17 protein-coding genes, 1 tRNA gene and 1 pseudogene are annotated in these 25,706 nt (G+C 55.6%); 7 read left to right on the top strand and 12 right to left on the bottom strand.

Features of this window, described 5'->3' with window-relative positions; genetic code table 11:
* Positions 1–650 precede the first annotated feature (650 nt).
* The 3 genes from JOE27_RS14725 to JOE27_RS14715 all read left to right on the top strand — a co-directional run bounded on the left by JOE27_RS14725 (position 651) and on the right by JOE27_RS14715 (position 3,627).
* Positions 651–2,138, top strand: coding sequence for a SulP family inorganic anion transporter (locus JOE27_RS14725; protein WP_034133707.1), 1,488 nt, complete (start codon positions 651–653; stop codon positions 2,136–2,138).
* 11 nt (positions 2,139–2,149) lie between these two features.
* Entirely contained in the window at positions 2,150–3,001 is an 852-nt protein-coding gene (locus JOE27_RS14720; RefSeq protein WP_103470043.1) for a universal stress protein, read from the top strand.
* A gap of 92 nt (positions 3,002–3,093) precedes the next feature.
* Positions 3,094–3,627, top strand: a complete 534-nt coding sequence (locus tag JOE27_RS14715) for an NUDIX domain-containing protein (RefSeq protein WP_204919064.1) — start codon at positions 3,094–3,096, stop codon at positions 3,625–3,627.
* Positions 3,628–3,660: 33 nt separating this feature from the next.
* Here the strand turns inward: JOE27_RS14715 and JOE27_RS14710 are convergent.
* Positions 3,661–4,152, bottom strand: a pseudogene (locus JOE27_RS14710) (transposase); the annotation flags it as partial.
* 765 nt (positions 4,153–4,917) lie between these two features.
* Here JOE27_RS14710 and JOE27_RS14700 point away from each other — a divergent pair.
* The 3 genes from JOE27_RS14700 (at position 4,918) to JOE27_RS14690 (ending at position 7,581) form a co-directional block, all read left to right on the top strand.
* Positions 4,918–5,598 (top strand): hypothetical protein, encoded by a 681-nt coding sequence (locus JOE27_RS14700; protein WP_204919060.1) that lies wholly within the window; start codon positions 4,918–4,920, stop codon positions 5,596–5,598.
* 1 nt (position 5,599) lies between these two features.
* A complete protein-coding gene (locus tag JOE27_RS14695; RefSeq protein WP_204919058.1) occupies positions 5,600–6,553 on the top strand; it encodes a tyrosine-type recombinase/integrase in 954 nt (317 codons plus the stop codon).
* A 347-nt stretch (positions 6,554–6,900) separates the two neighbouring features.
* Positions 6,901–7,581: a hypothetical protein gene (locus tag JOE27_RS14690; RefSeq protein ID WP_204919054.1), complete on the top strand. Its 681-nt coding sequence runs from the start codon at positions 6,901–6,903 to the stop codon at positions 7,579–7,581.
* Between the two features lie 800 nt (positions 7,582–8,381).
* Here the strand turns inward: JOE27_RS14690 and JOE27_RS14685 are convergent.
* The 4 genes from JOE27_RS14685 to JOE27_RS14670 all read right to left on the bottom strand — a co-directional run bounded on the left by JOE27_RS14685 (position 8,382) and on the right by JOE27_RS14670 (position 12,252).
* On the bottom strand, positions 8,382–8,732 hold the full coding sequence (locus JOE27_RS14685) for a hypothetical protein (RefSeq protein WP_204919052.1): 351 nt from the start codon (positions 8,730–8,732) through the stop codon (positions 8,382–8,384).
* Between the two features lie 68 nt (positions 8,733–8,800).
* Entirely contained in the window at positions 8,801–9,049 is a 249-nt protein-coding gene (locus JOE27_RS14680) for a hypothetical protein (RefSeq protein WP_204919050.1), read from the bottom strand.
* A gap of 847 nt (positions 9,050–9,896) precedes the next feature.
* Positions 9,897–10,268 carry a hypothetical protein gene (locus JOE27_RS14675; protein WP_204919049.1) on the bottom strand — a complete coding sequence of 124 codons (372 nt, stop codon included), beginning with the start codon at positions 10,266–10,268 and terminating at the stop codon, positions 9,897–9,899.
* Positions 10,269–10,356: 88 nt separating this feature from the next.
* Entirely contained in the window at positions 10,357–12,252 is a 1,896-nt protein-coding gene (locus JOE27_RS14670) for a hypothetical protein (RefSeq protein WP_204919045.1), read from the bottom strand.
* A 1,441-nt stretch (positions 12,253–13,693) separates the two neighbouring features.
* Between JOE27_RS14670 and JOE27_RS14665 the strand changes: the two genes are divergently transcribed.
* Positions 13,694–14,605, top strand: coding sequence for a site-specific integrase (locus JOE27_RS14665; protein WP_204919043.1), 912 nt, complete (start codon positions 13,694–13,696; stop codon positions 14,603–14,605).
* A 346-nt stretch (positions 14,606–14,951) separates the two neighbouring features.
* Here JOE27_RS14665 and JOE27_RS14660 read toward each other — a convergent pair whose 3' ends face one another.
* From JOE27_RS14660 to dnaG, 7 genes are all read right to left on the bottom strand, one after another.
* The gene (locus JOE27_RS14660) at positions 14,952–16,070 is read right to left on the bottom strand and encodes a replication initiator protein A (protein ID WP_239539332.1); all 1,119 of its coding nucleotides are present in this window, start codon (positions 16,068–16,070) and stop codon (positions 14,952–14,954) included.
* The gene (locus JOE27_RS14655) at positions 16,067–16,303 is read right to left on the bottom strand and encodes a hypothetical protein (RefSeq protein ID WP_204919041.1); all 237 of its coding nucleotides are present in this window, start codon (positions 16,301–16,303) and stop codon (positions 16,067–16,069) included. The genes JOE27_RS14660 and JOE27_RS14655 overlap by 4 nt, the downstream gene beginning before the upstream one ends.
* A gap of 345 nt (positions 16,304–16,648) precedes the next feature.
* Complete coding sequence (locus JOE27_RS14650; protein WP_204919039.1) at positions 16,649–17,686, bottom strand: site-specific integrase; 1,038 nt, start codon at positions 17,684–17,686, stop codon at positions 16,649–16,651.
* A gap of 106 nt (positions 17,687–17,792) precedes the next feature.
* A tRNA-Ile gene (locus tag JOE27_RS14645) sits at positions 17,793–17,869 on the bottom strand.
* Between the two features lie 16 nt (positions 17,870–17,885).
* Positions 17,886–21,629, bottom strand: coding sequence for an EAL domain-containing protein (locus JOE27_RS14640; RefSeq protein ID WP_204919036.1), 3,744 nt, complete (start codon positions 21,627–21,629; stop codon positions 17,886–17,888).
* 121 nt (positions 21,630–21,750) lie between these two features.
* Positions 21,751–23,601: an RNA polymerase sigma factor RpoD gene (gene rpoD, locus JOE27_RS14635; protein WP_119687869.1), complete on the bottom strand. Its 1,851-nt coding sequence runs from the start codon at positions 23,599–23,601 to the stop codon at positions 21,751–21,753.
* Between the two features lie 67 nt (positions 23,602–23,668).
* Positions 23,669–25,651, bottom strand: coding sequence for a DNA primase (gene dnaG, locus JOE27_RS14630; protein WP_046787567.1), 1,983 nt, complete (start codon positions 25,649–25,651; stop codon positions 23,669–23,671).
* Between the last annotated feature and the right edge of the window lie 55 nt (positions 25,652–25,706).

Raw genomic sequence — 25,706 nt, 5'->3', positions numbered from 1 at the left:
CGATTGCCGTAATCGTACCATCTCGAGCTCAAGCCAGCGCTAGTGGCAGATGACCGGTGATGGACACGGGATGAGATGTAGCTGCTACTGGTACCGGCTGCTCATGAGTCATAGATCAGCCTGTCGCAGCGCAGGCAGCAACGAGCGAAGTGAGTACAAATTTCGCGTGGGTGCCGAGAGATAAATCTACGTAAATTCCTGCTACCCATGCTTGAGTGAGCAATCAGTGTAACCGTCTGGCCAACTCACCCCTCAGCACACAGGCCAGCTCAAACAAGAGCGAGTGGAAAAAAAGCCTTGGCCGCAGGTATACCCATTGAATAAGCCTGTATCTGACGTAGCCCATGCTGAGCTTGGCAGCGGGTCGCAATAGACGATGGCTTCGTTGTATACTTCTGCTCCGCATACCCCTTGAGCTACAGGAACATCAGTATGACTGTACTCCAAACGATCTACTGGCAGCCTACGCCGCCTTAGCGCTACGCCCCCTCGCAACACCCTGCTTCCGCTAGCCTCGCTCGCGGGTGCGCACTGCTGTACGCCTGGTTTTACACCTTAAGCACACAGCAAAAAATCCTCAAAATTTGAATTTGTATCGATTCGCTCGCCATTCCCTTGGCGTGCGCGATGCTTTGCCTTGGATATTTTCTATGCTGCAAAAACTTAGACAAACGTGGTTTTCCAACGTCCGTGGCGACGTGCTTGCGGGACTGGTGGTCGCACTCGCGCTGATCCCGGAAGCCATCGCCTTTTCCATCATCGCCGGGGTAGATCCCAAAGTCGGTCTCTACGCCTCCTTCTGTATCTGTGCTGTCATCGCCTTTGTCGGCGGACGCCCCGGAATGATCTCGGCGGCGACAGGCGCCATGGCACTGTTGATGGTTACGCTGGTAAGAGAGCATGGACTCCAGTACCTGCTGGCCGCGACTCTACTATGTGGCGTACTTCAAATCCTTGCCGGCTACCTGAAGCTTGGCTCGTTGATGCGCTTTGTTTCACGCTCGGTAGTCACCGGCTTCGTAAACGCATTGGCGATTCTGATTTTTATGGCGCAATTGCCTGAGCTGACCAATGTCACCTGGCATGTCTATGCCATGACCGCTGCGGGTCTGGGAATCATCTACCTGTTTCCGTATGTACCGAAAATCGGCAAGCTGATTCCCTCTCCATTGGTGTGCATTCTGACGCTGACTGCCATCGCCATTTACCTCGGTTTGGATATCCGCACCGTCGGTGACATGGGCCAACTGCCTGATACGCTCCCGATCTTCCTCTGGCCTGAAGTTCCGCTGAATTTTGAAACCCTGCGCATCATTTTCCCGTATTCGGCTGCGTTGGCAGTAGTGGGTCTACTCGAATCAATGATGACCGCGACCATCGTCGACGACCTTACCGATACCACCAGCAACAAAAACCGCGAGTGCAAAGGCCAGGGGGTGGCCAACATCGCTGCCGGCATGCTTGGCGGCATGGCAGGTTGCGCCATGATCGGCCAGTCGATCATCAACGTGAAATCTGGTGGCCGCACCCGTCTCTCGACATTGTGTGCCGGGGTTTTCCTGCTGCTGATGGTGGTATTTCTTGGCGAATGGCTCTCCAAAATCCCTATGGCGGCACTCGTGGCTGTGATGATCATGGTGTCCATCGGCACCTTTAGCTGGGATTCTTTGCGTAATCTGAAAGAGCATCCGCTGTCGACCAACCTCGTCATGGTGGCGACCGTCGTGGTCGTCGTGGCCACTCATAACCTGGCCTACGGCGTACTGGTAGGTGTGCTGCTGGCCTCCCTGTTCTTCGCAAACAAGGTCGGGCACTACCTGGATATCAAGAGCACTCTGGAAGAGTCAAAATCGCATCGGACTTACCACGTCGTGGGCCAAGTGTTCTTTAGCTCTGCAGACAAGTTCACTGAGGTTTTTGACTTCAAGGAAGCGCTCAACAAGGTCACCATCGATCTCACACAGGCGCATTTCTGGGATATCACCGCCGTCGCAGCGCTGGATAAGGTCGTGATCAAGTTCCGCCGTGAAGGCGCTGAGGTTGAAGTGCTCGGTCTTAATGAAGCCAGCGCAACAATCGTTGACCGCTTCGGCGTGCATGACAAACCCGGTGCCATCGACAAGCTCATGAGCCACTAAGGAGAACGACAATGACCCACGTAATGGCATGCATTGATAACTCACAATCCTCATTGGCGGTCTGCGATTACGCAGCATGGGCCTCGCAACAACTCAGCGCTCCCCTGACCCTGCTTCATGTACTGGATAGGGAGAAATTTCCTGCATCCGCTGACCTCAGTGGCAATATCGGTCTCGGTAGCAGAGAACATCTACTGGAAGAGTTGGCTAAGCTGGATGCGCAGCGGGCAAAACTGGCCTTGGAGCATGGGCAGCACATGCTTGAAAAAGCTCGCGAGCGTACAGTCATCTCTGGCGCCATGTCACCTGATCTGAAGCAGCGCCATGGCCATCTCGTCGAGAGCCTGAGCGACCTGCAAGAGGATATTCGATTACTGGTGATTGGGAGAGTCGGTGAGGACAGCACGCGCAGAGCCCAAAGCCTTGGCAGCCAGATTGAAGCGGTAGTCCGAACCATCCACCGTCCCATCTTGATTACAACCAGCCACTTCAAGAAGCCAGAAACGGTCATGGTGGCATTTGACGGCAGCGCGACAGGCCGCAAGACTGTGCAGACCCTTGCTTCAAGCCCGCTGTGCGAAGGCCTGCCAATTCATATCGTCATGGTTGGAACGGATTCTGAAGACAACCAGAACGCGCTGGAGAAAGCACGAACCACGCTTGCCTCTTCTGGCTCGCGGGTTCATACCGAGATCCGCCCAGGCGAAGTAGAGTCGACACTGCATGCGTATCAGGCAGAGCACGGCATTGACCTTTTGGTCATGGGAGCGTACGGGCACTCACGCATCAGGCAGTTTCTGATAGGCAGCACGACCACGACGATGCTGCGTACATCCACCGTACCCGTATTGCTGCTTCGCTGAGCCAGTTCCTCTGGCCACAGTATTTCCAGAACTGCGGAAATGCCGTGGCCACCCTGGACGATGACCAACTGATCTTGCCGTAACGAGACCACATGCAACTCATAACTGAAATTGTTCACCCCGAGCTGAAATCCAAGCAGGGCAGAGTATTCCGTCGACATGCAGCACGTGGCATCGTGATGCGGGGTGAACAGATCCTGTTGCTGTTCACCGAACGCTATAACGACTTCAGCTTTCCTGGAGGCGGCCTTGATGGTGATGAGGACATTGTCACAGGCCTGAAGCGTGAGCTTGAGGAAGAGACTGGTGCTCGTGAGATACAGGTGCTCCAGCATTACGGTTACATCGAGGAGTACCGGCCCTACTGGAAACCACAGTACGACCTGATGCACATGACCTCGCATTTTTATCAATGCGAAGTAGCGCCCCAGCTAGAGCCCGTGAGAATGGAAAGCCACGAAATCGCTAATGGTATGCGGCCTGTCTGGATCAACCTGCATGAAGCCATCACGCACAATGAAGCCGTCATGCAGCGTCACGAGTCTTCGATGGGGCAATCAATTCTGCGCGAAACCTACATGCTGAGAAAAGTCGCTTCCGAATTGTTGATTCCCATCAGCATTTGAGCTGACTATTTGGCGAAGTCCACTTAGTCTGTCTCAGGCAAGCACCCAATGCTGCGGGAGTAATTGCGTGATTTCGCTCGCCCGCTGTGTCGGCAGCCGCATCAGCACATCCTTGAGATAGGCATATGGATCGTGCCCATTCATACGCGCCGACTGGATCAGGCTCATGATTGCCGCTGCCCTTTTTCCACTGCGCAGCGACCCGGCAAATAACCAGTTCGAGCGCCCAAGCGCCCAGGGTCGGATCAAATTCTCGATCTGGTTATTGTCGATGGGCACAGCACCATCTTCCAGGTAGCGCGTCAGCGCTACCCAGCGTTTAAGGCTGTAATCCAGGGCCTTGGCCGTGGCCGAACCCTCGGGCACAAGTTCGCGTTGGGCCAACATCCACTCATACAGTTTTTCAGCGATGGGCACCGCTGCTTCCTGACGTAATCGCCAGCGGTCTTCGTCGCTCATTTCCTTGGCGTGTCGCTCGACTTCATACAACCCGCCAATCGAGTGAAGCGCCTGCTCCGCCAATCGATGCGCCGGGCTGGGCGCACTCTTGGACAACTTGGGCCTTGAAGTATTTTGAATAGGAACGGCGTTGTGACTGCATGGAAAGACCCGCTTAAAAGGCTAGAAATGGTGTCCACTTAAATTAGGTGGACACCATCGCCTTTGGCGTCGGGGTCAGGAAGGTGAGTTGGCCGGACGGTTACCAATCAGTCGATTTGCGGTGGCTCTGAATGAGCTAGATTAGGAGTCAAGCGCAAGGGCCTCTGTGATGAGCTCGATGTGTATGTGGCTGAGAGCCAGGAGACAAATCCTAGGATATTCGCGCATTAATCTATTGCCGCATAAAGCGGATGGAGACGTCCCATGGGTCGGGGAGCGAGGGTATGAGGATGGCAGCTAGATCTAACGCTAAACCCCTAGTTATTGAGCTTGTCAGACTGGTTTCTGGTATGTGCTGGAGTCTAGCGCACCAGCTATTCATCAGTAGGCGTGCCGAGGTCTTGCTCTATGCGGAACAGGTACTGGGCAGCCGCCGCCTTTCTGAGAGATGGTTCATAGAGAAGGCCATCGGGCTTGGTCGTCGTTCCCCATGCAGTCTCCTAGAGGAGCCACGAGGATATGAGCTGGTGATGGAGCATTTGTATCGTATAGAACACGGCGTCTACTGCTAAATGAATAAGCGATGATTTATCTCTTGGGTTGATGTCGCTGGAAAATCACATGTGATCCATAGGATGCGGAAATTGGTGATAAAATACGTTATCAACAATTATTAGAGGGACGTGATCGATGACTTCAAGGGAACCGTTCCAGGTTCGCGATAGCTGGGTCATTGTCGATTCCATGGTGGAGACCTACGCAGAAATTGCGGAAGAGGCTTTCGGCTGTTTTTTATACGAGAAGGGTAATCCGATACCTAAGCCACAATGGCCTAGCGATTCGACTGCCTACGACCAACAGGAAGCCAGGAAAAATGTGGCCGGGATCAAAACCATCGTGTTTTCTGCGATGGCCCTCGAAGCGGCGGCCTACGAATTTGCGCTCATTCAGCTGGGCGAAACTCTGGCGAAAACGCTGGATAAGCTGGATGTGGTTGGCAAATGGCTCGTCATCCCGCGACTGGTGTGTGGTCGAGCCCTTCGCGAAGATGGTCCGGCCATTAATGGGCTTAAAGGACTGGTAGCGGCACGTAACGCGCTTGTTCATCACAAAACCACAGAATGGGACCGTGCTGGGAAGGCTGAAAAAGCCATGAGGCAGCGGTGGGTATCCTTCGAAGCAGATCAGGTGCCTAATGCATTCAAAACGCTGATTTTGCTCTCGTTGGAATTGAACGCCGTTCTGGAGACCGATGGGCCGCTTCCTCCTTTTGAGAAAGGTTGGATTCACGCCAACTCACGCAATCCGTTTGTAGAGCAGGTTGTGCATCGGTGCCGCGAGGTTCATCGGAATAACTGGGGAGGGGTTTGACGTGACGAGACTTGTCACCCGGCAAGCCCGCCGTTTAACCGCCGCGGAATTCCAGCATCTGGCTGAAGTGCCGGCGGCGGTCGAGTGGTTCGCCAACATCGATAATCCTCGTACGCGTCGTGCCTACCAGGGTGATCTTGCAGACTTCTGCCGCTTCGTTGGCTTAGCCGAAGCTGATGAGTTCCGCGTCGTCACCAGGGCGCATGTCTTAGCCTGGCGTGCTCAGCTCGAGCAGCGTGGACTGGCCGGAGCGACCATCCGTCGCAAGCTAGCCGCGCTGGCCAGCCTTTTCGATCACCTGCTGGAGTGCAATGCTGTCGCCGGTGGCAATCCAGTGCATGGGGTCAAGCGGCCCAGGATTGAAACGAATGAAGGGAAGACACCGGCTCTGGGGGACCACCAGGCGAAAGCGCTGCTGGATGCGCCATCGGCGGACTCGCTCAAGGGGCTACGCGATAGGGCCATTCTCGCTGTTCTGCTGTATCACGGCCTGCGTCGTGAGGAATGTGCACAGCTGCAGCTGAGCGATCTGCAGGAGCGGAGAGGTATCAAGCACCTGCGGATTTTGGGCAAAGGTGGAAAGCTGCGTTTCTTGCCGCTGCATCCTGTGGCCGCCGAGCGAATCCATGCTTATTTAGAAAAGTCCGGTCATCACTTGCTCGAGCCCCAGGGGCCGCTGTTTGTACCGTTGCGGGGACGCTCAACCGGCACCGGCATTACAGCCAATGGCATCTACACCTTGGTAGGAAAATATGCGAAATGCGCCGGGATCGAGGTCGCGGGTTTGGGTGTGCATGGTCTGCGTGCGACCGCGGCCACAAATGCCCTGGAGCATGAAGCCGACATTGCTAAGGTCCAGGCTTGGCTGGGCCATGCCAATATCAGCACTACCCGGATCTACGACCGCCGTCAGCAGCGGCCAGAAGACTCCCCAACCTTCAAAGTGCGCTACTAGGAGTACCCATAAGCAAGAAAATCGAGGCCGACCCCATATCGTGAAGCCCCTCTTCCCACACCCTACACCCTGCAGCACGGCGAGGACACTGAGCACGCCGAGTACATTCAGCACGCCGAGCACCGAAAACCAAAAATAAAATTATGAAATTCAGTAGGTTGTAAGCATTTTATGCGCGATATCGCGCAATTCGATTGTCTGAGCTAGGCTCATATCATGCATTTGAGTAGCTTGTATCGTTCATTCATGTGCTTGGAGATGCGTGATATTAGCGCTCAATGACGGTTTGCCATCATCAGCCGATGTCGGGAAACTGAGCCCAACAGAAATCGAATGAGGGCTGCAAAATGGCCAACGCAAAACAGTCAGCTAAACGCCGCTTAACCATGGCGGAGCGTGCCCAGCAATTAATGCAGGTGCACTTCCCCGACATGCCTGAAGCGTGGAAATGGACGCGCAAAACCCACGATGGTTTTAGCACGATTCCCCGGACGTTGCCGATTGCCATGCAAGTCATCGATGCTGATTCGAAAGGACAGCCTGCCGGCCACGTGCTGTTTTGTCTATGGGCGCGTATGCCCGATCATCCGGTCATCACCATTGAGAATCCCAGCACATTTGCTGCTGAAGCGGGCTTTCTCGGAGAGCGGGCTGTGGATACCTGGCGCCGGCGGATGAAAAAGCTACGAGAGCTGCAGTTCATTACTACTAAGCCAGGCGCGTCAGGTGAATTCCACTACGTGATGCTCACCAACCCAAACGTGGCGGTCGAATGGATGCGCAGCCACGGCAAGGTTCAGGATGGGTTGTATAGCCGCTTCATCGAGCGGCTTCCCGAGATCGGTGCCTTTGGCGATGTTGAGGCAGCACGCACCTATTGGGCGGCACTCAAGGAAGCAGAGAAGGTAGCAGCGGCGGCCGCTGCTGCAGCTTCCACACAAGCGTCGAACACATCCATACCAGCTCCACCGCCGCCAGCGCCATCCACCAAGCCCAAACGTACGGGGAGGTCTAAGGCTAGTGCTTAGGAGAGTCATGGGCATCGAATGCTAATCCACCCACGTCGATGCCCTCAAAATGAAAGCTCCGGACCGGTTGGGGGTCGAGTCTTGACTGGCTGGGGCCGTGGTGGTGCAAGGCTAAGGTAGAGACCTGCAAGGGGAGGCCGTATGCGGATCGCCAGGAGAAGAGTCATGGGCATCGAGTGCTAATCCACCCACCTCGATGCCCTCAAAATAAAAGTCCCGGACCGGCTGAGGGTCGAGTCTTGACTAGTTGGGGCTGTGGTGGTGCAAGGCTAAGGTGATTACCTGCAAGGGGAGGCCGTATGCGGATCGCCAGGAGAAGAGTCATGGGCATCGAGTGCTAATCCACCACCTCGATGCCCTCAAAATGAAAGCCCCGGACCGGCTGAGGGTCGAGTCTTGACCGGCTGGGGCCGTGGTGGTGCAAGGCTAAGGCGAAGACCTGATTAGAGGAGGCCGTATGCGGATCGCCAGGAGAAGAGTCATGGGCATCGAGTGCTGATCCACCCACCTCGGTGCCCTCAGAATGAAAAGCCCTGGACCAGCTGAGGGTCGAGTCTTGACTGGTCAGGGCTATGGTGGTGCAAGGCCGGGGTGCTAGACCTCGCGAGGAGTCTAGCACCCCTTCATCTTTTTACAGCAAAGGATCGACGTTCAGAGTCGTACGCAGTGCTCCAGAGTAATGCTTGGCGCATTTTCCGTGGCCTGGTGTTCCTAGGATGTCCAGTCAGCGATCGGAGGTGAGCCTGACCGCGATAGAACAGCGAACCGTCGTTCATTGATGTCTCAGCTTGCTGATGAATTTACTTGTTTGGATCAAACTGCTGCCATGAGCCAGGCATGCCTGTGCCGAGTCCGCAATTCAGGCACTCCAAACCTTTCTCATCAACCGAGCGGTTGAAGGCAAATGTCTTTCCTTTGAGGTCCGTAAGCAGAAGCTTTTCACCTTTTCTTTCTGCTACCCAGGTTTGTTCGCTTAGGATCAGTTTGCGAAAGGGGTCGACCTTAACCACTGTGGCTTTATTGCCCTTCACGTCGATCGCTACCAGTGGCCCAATTACGCCTTCCATAGCTCGATAGCTACCCTCAAAAGCATTGCCGCAACCGCTTAGCCCTACACAGAGGCCGAAGAGGCAACCTAGTTTTCCTAACATCACGCTATCTCCAGGGACATGATCTCGCCGCTCATTCTCTGTGGTCAGGTTGCGTGGCAGAAGCTCGCTCAGCCCTTGTCAACTGAATTCATGAGCTGGACATTTAATTGCTCAAGCCCGAGGCCGGTAAGGAAGGCTGCCAGCTTGTCGAGGCTCTTGAATGTGCGCTGGCCACCGCGCTGCAGGCGCAACGACGTCAATTCGGAGCCCAATTGGATACGTAGCGACCACCCTTCGCTGGTACGAAGGGCTGAAATACCTCGAACAAGCCCAGCAGCTAGGTATCGGCGAAGGTCAGCTTCAAAAATTAAGGACATAGGTCACACATCAGAATTGGAGCAGGGGGCAGCCCGTAGGTCTTCCCCCTGTCACCAGCAGCAGAGTTTTTTGGATTTTACCCTTCTACTACTCTGAAGCGCTGCGAGATTGATGATATCGTTTTACCTGAAATCGTCAATAGGTAAGTATTGATCAATCAATAATTTCTTTTTGATAGAGCGCGCTGAAACCCCGCAGGAAGATCCGCGACGCTCTCACCTATGCGACTGACATTAGCCATTCCTCCACAATCGCCTTTCGTACAATGGAGCTGCCCTTCCAGCCCCCATAAGCCTTGGGAGAGAGTCGTCTGGTTTCCGTCATCGAATTCGACGGTAATGCTCAGCAAGCTGGACGAATACGTAAAAGGGTAAGAATTTAGGATTCCAAACTTCATGGGATCGTAGGAGTACAGCCTCCCTTGCCCCGAGCTGTCTAACCTAAGCACTTTGTAGCCAGAGCTCACGGTGCTGCTACCGATGTAGTAACCGCTCACATCTGTAGAAGCGAGTTCCAGCACCTTTCCCCAAGGCGTTAACACAAGGGCACAGCCCACCAATACCCAAAAAATTTTCTGACGTTGCTGCAAGGTCAGCTCCTACCAATTAGTACCAAGACAAAAGAAAGGCGACTGTGAGCCCCAAAAACACCCACCAGAACTCATCTCTGAGCCCTTTTTGCTGCCTGCGTTGCGCGTAGATAGTGAGCAGTGTCATCAGCATCAGGAGGGCCAGGTAAAGCTTGTGAGGAGTGAACAACGGGATGTAAGGGGACAGCGCTTCCGCTAGGGGATGCGAAAGGACGATAGAAAAAAGCCATGCCACGACAGCTCGGGAAGAGGTCATTTCATGCTCTCCCAACGTAGGACACCGTCGCTGCGGGTAGCTTATTGATCAAACTTTGCAGCTGTACCTCGTGGATTTCAGCGGCCCGGTCATCGAAGCCGTTTCGCCGATTCAGCTCTGCCGTCACTAGGTACAAGGTCAAAGTGTCCAGTGATGGCGTCTCAAAAAGCCGAATTTCGATTGGAACGAATTCATCCCTTTCATAAGCACCGATCCCGGTCAGCTGCGGAGACAGGAAATACTCGCCCCCACGTATGACCCACACCAATCCCGGCCACGGGGCGAGACCGTCGAACAGATACCTCAGGTCGATGGGGTTATCCCAGGTTTCGCAGCAGGTAGCGGTGAGGTAGTAATCGAATGTAAAGCTCATGGAGGATGCTCTCATACTGGGCGAGCCTGCATCGAATCACGGGGTTTTGTGTGCCAGAACCTCTTTCCCCGAAATGATGTGGCGGTTCTCATGACGGTCTGTCCGAGGGACTGAGGAGCGAACGACGCTTTTCAGCGCGATCGGCCCGAGTCGTGCGATTCTTCTGCTGATCTTCTGATCGACCGGCAGTAGTTGGCCGAGCCAGTCGTTGACCAACTGACTCACGACTCTGGCGAGAAGCCGCCGGCGTGTTGGTTGGCTTACTAGTTGGGGAGCCGCCGGCTGAAGATCCAGGTGATCCTCCAGAGCTCTGTATTTTTTGAATTTTGGCCCGGAGTAGCTCTTGCTTTAAACCAGTGGTCTTGAGTGCAGCCATTTTTGCCAATCCACCTGTTACTGAGCCAACAACAGACGCAGCTATGCTTCCTAGCTGAGTGAAGCTGCTAGCACCGTCGGTCTTTGGCAGCGTTTGAACCCTAAGAACCGCTCCCGCTGCCCAGGTTGCCACCAAGATCACGAAACCTGCACCTCCCGCTAATACTCCTCTCATGCCATCGATATCCAGAGGCGTACCGGAACTGCTAATAGCGGTTGCGGCTTGTATGAAACTTATTTTGGCCAACTGGCTAGCTACTATATATAGAATGCCCTCGGCGAATAGAAGCGATAAGTAAGTAAATACCAGCAGTCTTATCCAGTAGAGTAGTATCTCTATGCCAAAAACACACGCTAATAGAGCCACTAGAGGAAATATATGAATAAGTGCGGCCTGGCCCATCGCTGTTAGATAGACAAACCACGGAAGCTTTGCAGCTAGATCCACTGTCGCGAGGACACCTTTAGTTTCATTGAGTGCACCTACTGCCTCTGAGGAGTTCTCAAGGACTTTTCCTGCAAATTTTGAGCTCTCAGAGCCTGGATAAATTGAGCTTAGGCTTTTATTGACAATGTTCGACCAAGCTCGGACGCCAGCTACAATCGATGGTTCGGCGTTGGGAGCTAAATTAGAAGGGCGGATACGCTCTCCCACTGCCCGATATCCCTCTTCAGCACCTGCTTGCGCCGCTTGATAAGCTTCATAGCAGTTCTCTGGAACGAAATATCGATTTGTTACATTCGGTGGCTCTGATAACAATGCTGGGTCAGCTAGTGATCCATTTTCTACCTTCCAAGGGTTAAGGTAGCCAGTAGGTTCATCAACACCTCCTGATAATCGCGATTTCCATCCTGCTTCGCTAGGTAATAAATACCTATTTCCGGTAACCCACTTGTCTTTATTGAATTTTTGAAGCGCGGCTTTGCCAGCCTCTCTACGATCGCCCGCTTTATATGTATCAATTAGCGCCATTGCTTGTCGTATTTGAGGGAACCATGAAAAATTCAGACCAGCTAGCTTGTCGGCAGTGGAACTGCTGAATATTGAGACTTGAGAATCTGGAACCCCAAGTGCACCGCCGCCTCGTAAACCGACAGCTTGCCATGTCGTATCAGGGACTTGAGCTGAGTCATTAGGGCCTGGTTCGCAGTTTTGCTTATAGTCCTTCATGAGCTTCGCTAAATCGCTTCCCATAAACGGGCTGATTTCGCGCTCTGTAAGATCGGCGATCATCAGTGCAGATTGTCCATTATCTTTTGTTCGATAAACTTGAACGAGCTTCTCATAGGTTGGGAGAACAATTTCTAGCGCGAATGATTGGCCTTTTGTCATCTCTATGCTAGCGCGGCCAGGAAAGGTCACGGTCTGCTTTTGCAATGCAATAAACACGAAGAGCGACGTGATGAAAACCCCTACTGGTATGCTGGTAGGCTTACCGCGGACCAAATTCCAAAGGATCCAGGTTAACGAAAGATAAGGTACCGAGCGCGCGAGCTGGCGGACACTCTCTGCCAGTTCCGCATGTTTTGCGCCCATTGATAGAAGCGAAGAAATCATCGCATCTAAGCCGCTTTGGAATAGCCATCCAAAATTGCCGACATCCCCCATAAGTCAAACCTCGGTAGTGGAATGGTCTTTTTTAGGTATAACCGTAACTATTGCAGTCACGCCGGCAATGAAAAACACTCCTGCCCACGCTAGGCCGTGCTCCGCATAAGCGTAGTTTTCTAGGACAGTGAACCCTACAACCAAAATGACCAGTGTCGCCAGTCTCGTTCTACTAATCTCAGAATTGAACACCTTCACTCAAGCTTCCTTAGGTTGTAAACGAATCAAGCTCCACTTTGCAGCAAAGGAAATAAACCGCAAGCCAAAACACCCCATCGGATTTCACCCACCTTTGCCAGCTAGCTCACCGCTCGATATCCGTTCAGCTTAGGCTGAACGTGCAGCGCTCTACGCGCTGCAGCGTGCGAAGCACGCGGCTCTGTCAGGGTGATTCGCTTCGCTCAACACTCCAGACAGAGCCGCGTCCCGCGGTTAAATGCAAAATCGAAGTGACAATTCATAAATGGTGTTGACCCTCATGGCTCAAGCTAGCAATATCGAACTGCACCCCGAGCTTGCTACGCAAACTCAGCTCACAGAGAGGCCGCTATTTCGTGCTTCTTGTAATGGATTGCATTTCAATTCTAAGTGAGTGGTGCGGGGCGACGCGGCAGCCATTGCTGCCCATTGCCTCGCCTACCAGACATTGATGCCGCTAATGCGTTTGATGCTGTCTGGTAAACCTTGATCTGACTGGCCAAGGATTAAAGGTGTTCCACCGGCTAGGCGCTGAACTGCTTCGATTCAGCGCTTGGAGATCTACTGTCTAACTCTGACATGAAAATTGAGTTGTACCAGGCGCGTAAACCTGGCAAAGGATTTTCCTTTCGAACTCTGTCGTTTAGACAGCGAAGCAACAGTGAGAGTGCGTAAGCGCATCGGCACGGTGGTATATCCATCTGATGCCTGATAAGTCCGACACTGAAAAACAGGGGCTAGGTATCCATTGGATATCGGAACCACGGCAGAGAATTTCGAGCGCCCCTTTTGGGTTGCAGCTGGAATTCAAAGGCTTAAAGTGGTTGCTGTAACTTACAGCAAGGCACTTTATCTATGCGTAGTAAAATCGCAAGCTATAGCGCAGAAATTCTTTCGTTGCGCATTCAGCGCTATACGCTCTCAATGATTCAGCTCTGGCTTATGGAGAAATATCAGGTAAAAGCCTCCATGGCTACAATTGCTAGATCCTATAAGCGTTCTTTAGCAGCAAACCTCGAGCACTCAAGATCCGTCTCAGGTAGTGATTACGCCCGCCATAAAAAGGAGGTGACTTTAAGGTTGCAGTGTCGGTCATATTCTCGAAACTTGGACCGATACATGGGAGTCATCCAGTACTACTATTTTCAGTCCCAATTGAAGCCACGAGAAATTTTAGTCGAGCTGCAATCGCAGGGCATCGAAACCTCCCTTAGCTCCGTTTATAGAATTATCAGGGTGATACGTGAGCAAAAAAATCAAGCCAAACTCTACCAAGGTGCGCAGAACATTTGCAAAAGGAGCCAGTCAAGCAAAGGGACTAAGCAAAGCGATGTTCAACTCCGGGCGTATCTCCGGGCTGGGAACTTCCCTAAGCTATGAGAGTAGCTTGAGACTTGCAGCCGACTGGTTCCGTACCACGGGTAGGGGCGCGCTTCATCAATTAACTCCGAGAGCTGCGAAGGCGTATCTTTATGAGCGTGCGAAAGCTGTAGGACAGAAAACTTTGGATCGTGATCGCCAAGCTCTCCAGGCAGTTTTGAGGCAGAATGGTACGTTCAGTGATAAGCAACGACTGGTGGTCATTAAGGCAGAAAAACAGCAGCAACTGAAAAGCCGTAATTATACAGCCGAACAATTGGGGCGTATTCTCGCACATCAGTCCGATCGTAATGCTTTTAGTACCGAGCTTGCAGCCGCAGCAGGTCTAAGAGCCCATGAACTGTTGACTATTAGACTGGCCACTGAGCGTGCTATGGATAATCGGCCAGCGGCCCGAGAGAAATTTAGAGAAGGAGTTCGGTACACAGTGATCGGGAAGGGCGGGCTTATCAGGGAGGTCAGTCTGCCTCAGCATCTTGCGAATCGCTTAGAAAGCATGCGGCTTCAAGTTCCGGTCGATCGTAAGGACCGTCAAATACACTACAAGTCTTACTACGATCTCGCTGGTGGACAGAGCTGGTCCCAATCGTTCTCACGGGCAAGTCAGGCAGCTCTAGGGTTTAGCAATGGTGCCCATGGATTAAGACACACTTACGCACAGGAGCGTCACCGTGAGGTACAAGCGCTGAGTGGCAATCCTAGCCAGGCGCGACTGGTCGTCTCGCAGGAGCTCGGGCATTTTCGCCCGGAAATCACTGATACCTACCTTCGCTGACCAATCTTGGGTGCGAGAGCTTTCGATAGCTAGCAATCCAGTCTGTGGATAACTGCAGTGGATTTTCAAGCCACAGCGGCTTGTGTTTAGTCAGTTGAATAGTGTTTTAGGATGAAAAATCCATTTTTTTTTCAATAAATTCAGAGGCTTATGCTTTATCTAGGTACCTGATAGACGGACGGAGGTACCTGATAGACGGGAAGAAGTACCTGATAGACGGTATCCGGTACCCAATAGACGGAAATTATCCAGCCAGAAGGTACCTGATAGACGGTATCTGATAGCGAGGTATGCGCTGCCGTTTAGGCGACCTCATTGATAGAGCCATCGAACGGGGTAGTATTGGTCATGCATCTTTCCTGCAAGGGGAGGGAGGCAGGTAGTTGCGATACCTCATCACTAGCAGCGGGCCACTCTTACCTTCCTCCTCAGTGAGGGCGTACTCGGGTAAATTGTCGCTTCGTACGATGCACCGGAGGTTCTGAAAGAATTTTTTCTGTGTCCCTAAGCTTCCGCTGCGCTCATAGAGCAATTGGAACGATGATGTCCATGTTTTCTTCCCGGCAGCTCGACGGGCCTGTCGGTAGATAAACCTGGCAATGCCTGATTTGACCAGAAAATAATCTGGGTGCACGGCAAGCACCAATGGAACCTTGAGATTTATGACCTCGTTATACAACCACTCTGGGGCCTTGATCTCTACGGAATTGATCTTATCGGTGTCTGTTCGAGAGACCACGCGATACTTGGCAATCAAGCCCTCTGCCTCAGCTCTACGATTTTTGCCTTTCTCTCGGACAATTTTGAGGGTGGTAGTCAGCAGCCGGTCTAACGCTGCCTCGACCTCCACAGCTTGACGACTGCCGTCGCCACGCCGTGTAAATTTAAGAATGTCGTTAAGGTTCGCTCGGAACCATTCACTTGGTTTTACACCCTTTCCTTTTCGGTAGCGATTCATCGCGTCCGTCAAGTGTGACACCATCATGAGCACAATATCGTAGTCCCAGACCGTGGCCATCCCGTGTGCCGCCGCAGAAACCTCTACGTAGCCATCACTTAGCTGATATCGATGGATCTCACCGATGCGCTTCTGCGTTTTTGACAGGCGAAAGGGGGCTACATCCATTACGGTTTGACTGTCGCGTGCACGACTGCAGTCCAGCGCAGGATCGATTGAGTCAATTGGCGCACCGTCCTCCGTCACTGGAATCAGCTTGGAAAGCTGCTTGGGAGCGGAGGGATGATTCACCTCTGCCGCTTGTCGTAGGCGGCCGTCGCGCTGTTCGTTCCCCTGATTTGGTAGTGCCGCATTCGGTCGTTTCTGTTTAGCTCTTTGTTTAGCTCTCTGATGAAGCTTCTCAACGCGTTTCAAGTTTCCGCAAGATGGAGTGGTCTCTGCCGAATGGGGAAAGTCACTGTCTCGCCTCATTTCACCGGACTCGGGTTTTGAGCTGATATGCATCATTCAATTCCTGCTATAAGCCCTGCTACGTCTGAAGCGCGGAAGTAAACGAGCCGACCGAGACGGAGCTTCATTGCGTGCAGCGATGCAGCGAAAACACTCTCAGAAGGATGGGATAGGGTGTAATCCAGCCCTTTTTCACTACGGTGAAGAAGCTCGGCGAGCTGTTTCTTCGTGAGGAGAGGGCCGTATCGGTCTAGGAGCTGCTTCTCAATGTGATTTAGGTTGGCGGTCATTTCGACATCCTTTCGTGTCGGCTAATAACCTAAATAGTGAGAAGGCACTGCCCCAAAATCGGAGTTTTTGCGAGTCTAGAGCCAGAAAAATTTCATGGTTCTTAGAAATCTCAGAAGGGGCGCAGGGCGCGGAGAGCTTTGCTGTCTGTATGTGTGGCCAAATCACCCCCGGAGATTGTGAGAGATAAGCTCACCTAAGCGTGCTGTTCGATGTGAAGGCCGTGCCACGATGGCTACGGCCTGATCATCAGATGGGATGAGGAACGTGAGGTGGACCGGTGGAGGTTGATCTAGGCTAAGGAAGTTTTCGCATGCGAAAACTTTATGAGCCAATGGGCGGGCTAACTACTGCATCTCATCCAGCTTACCCACGAGGTCTTCCGCTCTGAGATGTGTATAGCGCTTTAGCATCTGCATAGATTTATGGCCGCTGATCGCAGAGACCTCCTGGTCGGATAGGCCTCCCTCGACTAGGCGGCTCACTGCCTCATGACGAAGATCGTGGAAACGCAGGTCGGCCATGCCCAGCTTTTTCTTTAGCTCTCCCCATACCTTGGTAAAAGCGTAGGGTCTACGCTTCCCGTCTTTCCCCGGCTCGCCAAAAAAGACTAGGGCGCAGCCTGATGGTCTTACTCCGTTATCCAGCGCTGCACGGAATGCTTGAGTCGCTCTCTTATTGAGAGGGACGGTGCGAGCAGATTCATTTTTTGTGTCAGCTAGGCGAACGACCCGCTTGGCGAGATCGACCTGGTTCAGGCGTAGTGAGGTTATCTCGCCAGAGCGCATGCTGGTCTCAAGTGCAATACGTGCAATCCAACCGAGCATAGGATTACTGTGCGCGTCGACAGCCTTGAAAAGCGCAGCCTCCTCGTCTTTAGAGAGGCGGCGGTCCCTGCCTTCGCCTGGGCTTGGCTTCCGCACGTTCATGACTGGGTTGAAGGTCAGGCCCACTCCCCATTCCTTGATCGCAGTCGAGTAGAGATGACTGAGTAAGGCGAGCTCGAGCCGAATGGTGTTATTGCTGATTTTTGCTGCGATGCGCTTGTCTCGATAGCCAGCGATAATTTCACTCGAAAGCGCGGCTAGAGAATATTTGCCCAGATCTGCGATCAGCGATTTCGATTTGCTGATCTCGCCTCGTTGGGTGGTGGCTTTCTTCGTAGGAGTGACTTCTGCGAGATACCGCTTGAGAGCCATCTCGAGCGTCATCCGCTCGGAACCGCTTCGTTGGATGTAGACCCCGCGAACCATTTCGTCTTCGGTTCGCCGTGACCAGTCTTCAGCGTCACGCTTGGTTCGGAAGGTTTTCGAAGCTGTAGGCCATCCGGTTTTACGGATTACCGCTTTCCAGGTACCGGAAGAGGTTTTTACGAGAGTTGCCATGCTGTTCTCCGAAGGACATCGGTACAGACTGTACCGAAACTGTACCTCGGAGACATTCCAAAACACCCTCTCGAAACTGCAGCAGCGCTGCAGCCCTTGAATTACATGGTGGGCCCACACGGACTCGAACCGTGGACCAAAGGATTATGAGTCCTCTGCTCTAACCAACTGAGCTATAGGCCCTCAGTAAGTGCCCGGATTATAACGAGGGTTTCGAAAGCGTGCCATCCGAAAGATCGGTTAGTGCTATGCGAAGAAACGCCGCTGCAAAATCATCTGGTGGCAGCGGCAGGCTGACGATATAGCCCTGGATCTGTTCACAACCTTCGGCGGCCAGGAACCGTTGCTGCGCCTGGTTCTCCACGCCTTCGGCAATGATGGTCAACTGCATGCTACGCCCCAGCGCGATGATGGCGCGGGCGATGGCTGCATCGTGCGGGTCGTCCGGCAAGCCGCGGATGAACGACTTGTCGATCTTGAGGATGTCCAGTGGCAGGCGCTTGAGGTAGCTCAGGGATGAGTAACCGGTGCCGAAATCATCGATTGCCAATTGCACACCCAGCTGCTTTAGCTGGTGCAGCACGGCCAGGGCTTCTTCGGCCTGGCTCATGATGAAGTTTTCGGTAATTTCCAGCTGCAGGTCGCCTGCCTTCAGTTGGTAGGTCTTGAGCAACTGCTCGATGCGCTTGGCCAGGCCATGGTGGCGCAGCTGCGCCCCGGCGAGGTTTATCGACAGCGGGCCGAAGGCCTGGTAATGCTTCTTCCAATGGTGCATCTGCCGGCAGGCCTGCTCCAGCACCCAGTCGCCGAGCTGCAGGATGGTGCCATTCTCTTCGGCGAGGTGGATGAAGTGCTCTGGCGGCACCTCGCCTAAGCTGGGGTGGCTCCAGCGGATCAGCGCTTCGGCGCCAACCAGGGTCTGGGTCTTGAGGCTGAACTTGGGCTGGTAGCACAGGCTCATTTCGTTGCGTTCTATGGCGCGGCGCAGCTCGTGCTCCAGGGCAATACGTTCGCTGGCCTGGGCTGTGAGGTCACGGGTGTAGGCTTCGACACGGTTGCGGCCTTTGGCCTTGGAGCGGTACATGGCGGCGTCGGCGTTGCGGATCAGCGTGGCGACGTCGGTGCCGTCCTGGGGATAGAGGCTGATGCCGATACTGGCGCTGGTGAAAAACTCGTGTTCGCCGGCCTGGAAGGGGGCGCTGAAGCAGGACAGCAGTTTGTTGGCGATGGCGCTGGCGTCACTGGGTTTGTGCAGGCCGGGCAGCAGGATGATGAACTCGTCACCACCCAGGCGCGCCACGGTGTCGACGTCGCGCACTTGCTCCTTGAGACGCTGGGCGATGCCCTTGAGCAGCAGGTCGCCGACCGGATGGCCGAGGCTGTCGTTGATGTGCTTGAAGCGATCAAGGTCAAGGAACAGCACAGCGCCCTGGCGGTTGGAGGCTTGCGGGCAGGTGAGCGCGGCCTGCAGGCGGTTTTCGAACAGCGCGCGGTTGGGCAGGCCGGTGAGCGGGTCGTGGTGAGCCTGGTAGTCGAGCTTGGCCTGAGCGTGCTTGAGGCTGGAGATGTCGGCAAACACGGCGACAAAGTGGGTGATCTCGCGGTCGCTATTGCGCACCGCGCTGATGGTCAGCCAGCCCGGGTAAAGTTCGCCATTTTTGCGTTTGTTGTAGATCTCGCCCTGCCAATGGCCTTCGGCTGTGAGCTGATGCCACATGGCGGCGTAAAAGGCGCTGTCATGCTGACCGGAGGCAAGCAGGCGCGGAGTCTGGCCCAGGGCTTCGGTCTCGTTGTAGCCGGTGATTTCGCTGAACGCACGGTTTACCGCGCTGATGCGCTGGTCGATATCGGTGATCAGCACGCCTTCGGCGGTGTTTTCGAACACGGTGGCGGCCAGTTGCAGTTTTTCCTGCATCAGGTGGCGCTCGGTGATGTCGCGGGCGATGGTCAGCATGCAGTCGACGCCGGCAATCGGCAGTGGCCGTGCGGACAGCTCGCAAAGGCGTATCTGCCCGTCGCTGCGGCGGATATGGCAGCTGAAGTCGCGCACAAAACCATCGTGGGAGAGTTGAGCGATCAGGCGTTTACGTTCGTTGAGGTCGACCCAGATGCCCAGGTCGAAAGACGTCTGGTCCAGGGCAGGATCGAGGTCATAGCCGGTCAGCCGGCAGAAGCCCTCGTTGACCTCGATCAGCAGGCCATCGCTCTGGCGCGACAGCAGCAGGCCGTCCGGAGACGCGTGGAAGGCCTTGGCGAATTTCTCTTCGGAGGTTTGCAGTTGCTGCTGGGTTTCTTTCAGTTGGCTGATGTCGCGAACCGCCACGACGAAAGCCAGGGTGCCATCCAGCTCGAAGGTTTCGGCAGAGGTCAGGCCCGTGAACAATTGGCCATTGCTGCGACGGAAGCTCATTTCCAGGTTGCGGATACCTCCCTGGTGCAGGCGCTCGAGCAGCAATGGCCCGGCACCTTGCGCACCCCACAGGTTCAGCTCTGTAGCGGTGCGGCCGACCACCTGACCTGGGGTCAGGCCGATCTGCTCCTCGAAAGCTTCGTTGACCTCCAGCAGGCACCCATCACTGTGGCGCGCAATCAACAGGATGTCGGGGCATTGCTGGAATACCGAAGCGAACTTCTGCTCCGACAGGCGCAGGGCGTCTTCAGTGCGCTTGGTTTCGCTGATGTCGATCATCAGCCCGCGCATCACAGGCCGGTGGCCGTGCTCGATCATGCTGACGATGTTGCGCACCCAGAGTGAATGGCCATCGGCACGCATCACCCTGTAATCGAGGCTGTGGTCGCGCCCGGCTGCTGTTTCACTTTCGCAGTAGGCCTGGGCCCAGAGTGCGTCCTCCGGGTGCAGGATGCTGCGCCAGAAGCCTGGTTTGAGCCATTCATGCAAAGGGTAGCCAAGCAGGTCTTCGGCATGGGGTGAGACGTAGCTATAGGTGAAGTCATTGGCGTCAGCTTCCCAGGCGATGGCTGAGAGGCTTTCGATCAGCCCGCGGTAGTGGTACTCGCTGCTGCGCAGTTCCTGTTCCAGGGCAATGCGCCTGGATATTTCCGAGCTGAGGCGGCGGTTGATGCGGATCACCACGGCCAGGATGGCGATCAGCAAAAGGACGCCGGGCAGCCCGTACATGAGCATGTCATTCCAGAACGTGCGTTGATCGACCACATTGCCGACCCAGCGTTGCTGGATCTGCCTGATCTCGTCACTCGACATGTCGGCCATGACCTTGTCGAGGATGCCGACCAGGACCTTCTTGTCGCGCGGTGCGGCCATGGCCAGCTGATAGCGATAGGGCGTTTCGCCGCTGACATAAAGGCCGTCCAGCTTGAGCTGACGCAGGCTCCAGATGCTCGAGGCGAGGTCACCGACCACAGCATCCACCTCATCGGTGGCCAGTGCCTGCAAGGTCGAGCTGACATTGGGCATGGCGACCAGGTTGAGATCTGGATGGTGGGTACGCAGCAGTTCGTGTGGAGCGTAATTCTCCACCACAGCGATTTTCAGGCCGTACAGGTCCTTCAGTGTGCGGGGTTGCTGGCCGCCTTCATGGGCCAGGATGACGATGGGGAAATCCAGATAAGGGCGTGTGAAAGCCAGGAAGCCCTGGCGTTCGGGGGTTGACATGACGCCGGGTAAAAGGTCGATGCGGCTTTCGCGCGCCTGTTCAAGTACCTCGGTCCAGGTGCTGGGTTCGACCGGCTTGAATGCCACGCCCAGACGGTCCTGGAGCATGGCGATGTAATCGGCGGCCAATCCCTGGTACCGGCCTTGCTGGTCACGAAATTCGAACGGTGGCCAGGAGGCGTCGACGCCCAGCTTCAACTGCGGGTGGGCAGCGAGCCAGGTTTTTTCCTCGTCTGTCAGGGTCAGGGCGCCGGCCGTTGTGTTCCACAGGATCAGGAGCAGCAACAGAATGGCCGGCATTGGCGGCATGGCAGCCTCGCATTCAGGTGGTCTGAATTCGAGTGTAGACGGGCAATCGCCGCGAAGGGTAGCTACTTGCCACGACCTTTTGTCACATAAGAAAAACCCCGGCCTGGGCCGGGGTTCGTCATCACTCGTCGAGGAAGGATCGCAGGTGCTCGCTGCGCGTCGGGTGGCGCAATTTGCGCAACGCCTTCGCTTCGATCTGACGGATCCGTTCACGGGTCACGTCGAACTGCTTGCCCACTTCTTCGAGGGTGTGGTCGGTGTTCATGTCGATACCGAAACGCATGCGCAGCACCTTGGCTTCGCGTGCGGTCAGGCCCGAAAGCACGTCGCGAGTCGCTTCCTTGAGGCTTTCGACCGTGGCCACGTCGATCGGGGACTGCATGGTCGAGTCCTCGATGAAGTCGCCCAGGTGCGAATCTTCATCGTCACCGATCGGGGTTTCCATGGAGATCGGCTCTTTGGCGATCTTCAAGACCTTGCGGATCTTGTCCTCAGGCATCTCCATGCGCTCACCGAGCTCTTCCGGGGTCGGTTCGCGACCCATTTCCTGCAGCATCTGCCGGGAAATACGGTTGAGCTTGTTGATCGTCTCGATCATGTGCACCGGGATACGGATGGTGCGTGCCTGGTCGGCGATCGAGCGGGTAATCGCCTGACGAATCCACCAGGTGGCGTAGGTCGAGAACTTGTAACCGCGACGGTATTCGAACTTGTCCACCGCTTTCATCAGGCCGATGTTGCCTTCCTGAATCAGGTCGAGGAACTGCAGGCCGCGGTTGGTGTACTTCTTGGCGATGGAAATCACCAGACGCAGGTTCGCCTCGACCATTTCTTTCTTGGCGCGGCGAGCCTTGGCCTCACCGATGGACATGCGGCGGTTGATGTCCTTGATCTCGGCAACGGTCAGGCCGGTCTCGGTCTCAAGGTCGATCAACTTTTGCTGACAGGCGACGATGGCGGCGTCCTTTTCACCCAGGGCAGCAGCCCATTTGGTGTTGCGCTTGGCCAGGTCACCGCTCCAGGTCTGGTCGGTCTCGTTGCTCGGGAACAGGCGCAGGAAGTCGGCACGCGGCATGCGCGCATCACGTACGCACAGTTGCATGATGGCACGCTCTTGCTGGCGCAGGCGGGCCAGGGCATCACGAACGCGCTCGACCAGTACCTCGAACTGCTTGGGCACCAGCTTGATCGGCATGAACAGATCGGCCAGGGCCTGCATTGCACCGATGCTCTCGGCGTGGCTGCGGCCATGCTTTTTCAGCACCTTGAGGGTGATGGCGAGCTGATCCGATACCGCGCCGAAACGCTGGGCTGCAACGACTGGGTCCGGACCGCTCTCGGTCTCTTCCTCATCGTCACTGCTATCGTCGCTTTCTTCCTCGTCCTCGGCCTCTTCCTTCGTGGCAGCGGCCTTGGCGCCAGGGATCGGCACTTCTTCGGTCGGAGCGGCGATATTGTCGTCAGGGTCGATGTAACCGCTGAGAACATCGGACAGACGGCCACCTTCGGTGGTGACGCGGTCGTATTCACCGAGGATGTAGTCAACTGTGCCCGGGAAGTGGGCAATAGCGCCCATCACTTCACGGATGCCTTCCTCGATACGCTTGGCGATTTCGATTTCGCCTTCGCGGGTCAGGAGCTCGACCGTACCCATTTCGCGCATGTACATGCGCACTGGGTCGGTCGTGCGGCCGATATCGGTTTCAACGGCCGCCAACGCAGCAGCGGCTTCTTCGGCCGCGGCTTCGTCGGTGTCGGCTTCCGCCAACAGAAGGGCATCCGCATCCGGAGCACTCTCGAATACGTTGATCCCCATGTCGTTGATCATGCGGATGATGTCTTCCACCTGTTCAGGATCTGAAATATCCTCAGGCAGGTGGTCGTTGACCTCCGCGTAAGTCAGGTAGCCCTGCTCACGACCGCGGGTGATCAATTCTTTGATACGAGACTGCTGTTGCGCTTTTCCGGACATAACACCCTATCCACTGAAGGTCTTGGCGGGCAAAAAACAAGCCGAGGATTATACCCGAGCATGGGCCTCACGCGCCAGATGAGGTCGGCGTTTGTGCGGGAACATTCCGGCTCAGCAGGGCGAGAAGCTGAGATTTTTCCTCGCTGCTCAACTCGCTTTGACGTGCTTTCCTGAGCAGATGTTCCAGGCTGCGCTCGCGTTGGCGGGCGGACAAGCTAGTTATAGTGTCGAAAAACTGTTGTTCAAGGTTGTCGGCCACGATCAGCCATTCCTTTTCTGCCAGGGCCCGCAGCAAGCGGCCCTGTTCAGTGCCGTGCCAGCGTGCGATCAGCTGCATTGAGCTTAGCCCAGGATTTTTCTGCGCGGCCTCGATCAGCGCCACCAGCAACTGGCTGTAGAGATGCTCTTCGTCGGCAAAGTGGCTGGCGTCCTCGACTTTGCCGGCCAGCAACGGGTGGTGCAGCAGCGTGCGCAAGGCCGCCAGGGTCGGGGGTTCCACCGGTGCCGGCGTGCGTGGCGGCGCTTCATCGCGCTGCTGCCACGGCTTGCCTCCCTTGCGGTTCTTGTCCCAGGGCTTGTCGCTCCACGGCTTCTTGCCGCCCCCCTTATTCGGCTTCCACTGCTGCTCCTGCTGCGCCGGGGCGTAGTCGTGTTGCGGCATGTCGCCATAGTCGGGGGTGTAACTGGCCATGGCGTCGTAGTCGTAGCCAGGGTCATAGTCCGGCACGCTGTTGGCGGCAGGCGCCTGCTGGGCCAACTGCTCGACCTGCTGTGGATCGAGGCCGGTAATTTCCTTCAGGCGATTGCGCATCAGCTGGCGCAGGTTGGCGCCGGGGATTTTTTCGATCAACGGTGCAGCCAGGGTCGCCATGTGCGCCTTGCCTTCAAGCGAGCGCGGGTCGGCCTCGACGCTCAGTTGCTCGAAGAAATAGTCGGCCAGCGGCTGGGCGTGCTGGTTGATGCGCGCCATGAAGGCATCGGTGCCCTCTGCGCGTACCAGGCTGTCCGGGTCTTCGCCTTCGGGCAGGAACAGGAAGCGCGCACGGCGCCCGTCCTGCAGTGCCGAGAGGGTCGACTCCAGGGCGCGCCAGGCGGCCTTGCGCCCGGCCTGGTCGCCGTCGAAGCAGAACAGTACGCTGGGCACCACGCGAAACAGACGCTTGAGGTGTTCTTCGCTGGTGGCGGTGCCGAGTGTCGCTACGGCATTACGCAGGCCCTGCTGGGCCAGGGCGATGACATCCATGTAACCCTCGACGACGATGATCTCGTCGAGGTTGCGGTTGTGCTTGCGTGCCTCATACAGCCCGTAAAGTTCCTGGCCCTTATGGAATACCGGGGTCTCCGGGGAGTTGAGGTACTTGGGCTTGTCGTCGCCCAGAACGCGGCCGCCAAAGGCGATGATGCGCCCGCGGCTGTCGCGTATCGGGAACATCACCCGGTCGCGGAAGCGGTCGTAGCGTTTGCCGCTTTCGGCGTTTTCGATCAGCAGGCCGGCGTCGATCATCACCTTCTGTTGCAGGGTGTCCGCGCCGAGGTGCTTGAGCAGGTTGTCCCAGCCGGGTGGTGCGAACCCAAGGCCGAAGTCGCGGGCAATTTCGCCCGACAGGCCGCGGCCCTTGAGGTAGTCCACTGCGGCTTTTCGGGTCGGGTGGCTGCGCAGGGCCTGGCGGTAGAATTCCGAGGCTGCATCCAGCAGCGGGTAAAGCGGCGAGTCTGTAGGCTGTCGCGGCTTCTGGCCGCGACGGCCTTCCTCGCGGGGCACTTCCATGCCTGCGGCACGGGCCAGTTCCTCGACGGCCTGGGGGAAGTCCAGGTTGTCGTGGTCCATGACGAAGCCCAGGGCGTTGCCGCCTGCGCCGCAACCGAAGCAGTAATAGAACTGCTTGTCCGGGCTGACCGTGAAGGACGGGGTTTTCTCTTTGTGGAACGGGCAACAGGCAGAGTAGTTCTTGCCGGCCTTTTTCAGCTGGACGCGCGAACTCACCACGTCGACGATGTCGAGGCGGTTGATCAGGTCGTCAATGAAGCTTTGGGGAATCAGCCCGGCCATGGCAGTCTCGTCATCTGGCAACTGGCAAGTCTAAACGCTAGCGCGCCGTTAGGGG

Origin of the sequence: Pseudomonas sp. M5 (assembly GCF_016907075.1) — a bacterium.
In the GTDB taxonomy this organism is placed as follows: domain Bacteria; phylum Pseudomonadota; class Gammaproteobacteria; order Pseudomonadales; family Pseudomonadaceae; genus Aquipseudomonas; species Aquipseudomonas putida_E.
The sequence above is the reverse complement of the archived record's forward strand: the minus strand, read 5'-3'. Positions and strand labels throughout refer to the sequence as shown.